The organism is Corynebacterium gottingense, from assembly GCF_003693265.1.
Classification (GTDB): Bacteria; Actinomycetota; Actinomycetes; order Mycobacteriales; family Mycobacteriaceae; genus Corynebacterium; species Corynebacterium gottingense.
Genome location: NZ_RDRE01000150.1, coordinates 1 through 1,162, shown reverse-complemented (window position 1 = coordinate 1,162; position 1,162 = coordinate 1). Strand labels below are relative to the sequence as shown.

Here is a 1,162-nt window from a genome sequence, read left to right as displayed (position 1 = left end):
CCCCGGCGCAAGCTACGCTCGCGCTACGTCCCTCTCCCGGAGGAGGTGTGGACCTCGGCGGGCTTCCAGACCCCGTACGACGTGGGCCAGCAGTATGCGTCCTGGTGGTACGAAAACGCCGCCTCCTCGGAGCAGCGCGACAAGGCGCACATGCTCTCCGGAGGCGGCCTCCCGCCCGAAATTGATCGCCCGCTCCTGCAGTTCGCGTGCGAGACGCTGCACGAGTACACGCTGAGTGAAACCCAGCGCGTCAATCTCCGCGATGGGTTTCACTCGGGCATTCGCGGCGTGCTGATCAGCATCAGCCGCAACTAGTCGCCCTTGCTGGACTCCTCGGACTCCTCAGGAGCTGCCGGGGCCTCCAGCTGCTTGTCGGCGCTCCCGGAGCCCATCGAGGCGCGGATCTCGTCCAGCTTGCTTGCCGCGGCAACGTCCGTACCAGCGGATTCAATCTCCGCCATGCGGTCGCCCAGCGAGTCCTTGGCCAGCTCCTGCTGGCCGAGCGCGGTGGCGTAGCGCTTCTCAATCTTGTCGCGCACGCCATCCATGGTGGGCACGTTCTGGTCCGCGGTGAAGTTGTTCATGGAGTCCATCGTCTTGGACGTGGCCTCCTGCATCTTCGCCTGGCCCAGCTGGGATTCGAGCTGCTTCGCCTGCTGCAGCTGCTCCTGCAGGCGCGCCTCGGACTGCTGCTGCTGCGCCTGCGCCTCGCGCGCCGCCTGATCGGCCGACGCATGGGCCTGCTTCGTCTGCTCCAGGTCCTGCTCCACAGCGACCAGCTGGGACGCGAGCACCTCGGCGGTGTTGTTAAACTCCTGCGCCTTCTGCGCGTCGCCCTCGCCCTGCGCCTTGTCGGCGGCCTGGAGCGCCACTCGGGCCTTCTGCTGCAGGTCCTCCTGCGACTTGATCAGGCGGTCCAGCTTCATCTCCAGCTGGTTGCGGTTACCAATGATGGTGGCCGCCTGCTCGGAGATGTCGCGGTGGTTCTTCTTCGCCTGCTCAATCGCCTGCTGGAGCTGCACTTTGGGGTCAGCGTTTTCGTCGATCTTGGTGTCGAACGACTGCATCAGGTACTTCCAGCCCTTAGAGAACGGGTTTGCCATGTGTCGTGTCCTTCCGTCGTCGCAAAATGGTCGCCGCCCCAGTGTACGCAGGTTTTCGG

At 65.1% G+C, this 1,162-nt stretch carries 1 protein-coding gene and 1 pseudogene; one reads left to right on the top strand and one right to left on the bottom strand.

Annotated elements, in window-relative coordinates; genetic code table 11:
- A pseudogene (locus EAW56_RS12385) lies at positions 1–315 on the top strand (NYN domain-containing protein); the annotation flags it as partial.
- Here EAW56_RS12385 and EAW56_RS12380 read toward each other — a convergent pair.
- The gene (locus tag EAW56_RS12380; protein WP_122086849.1) at positions 312–1,103 is read right to left on the bottom strand and encodes a PspA/IM30 family protein; all 792 of its coding nucleotides are present in this window, start codon (positions 1,101–1,103) and stop codon (positions 312–314) included. The pseudogene EAW56_RS12385 and the gene EAW56_RS12380 overlap by 4 nt on opposite strands.
- Positions 1,104–1,162: the final 59 nt, after the last annotated feature.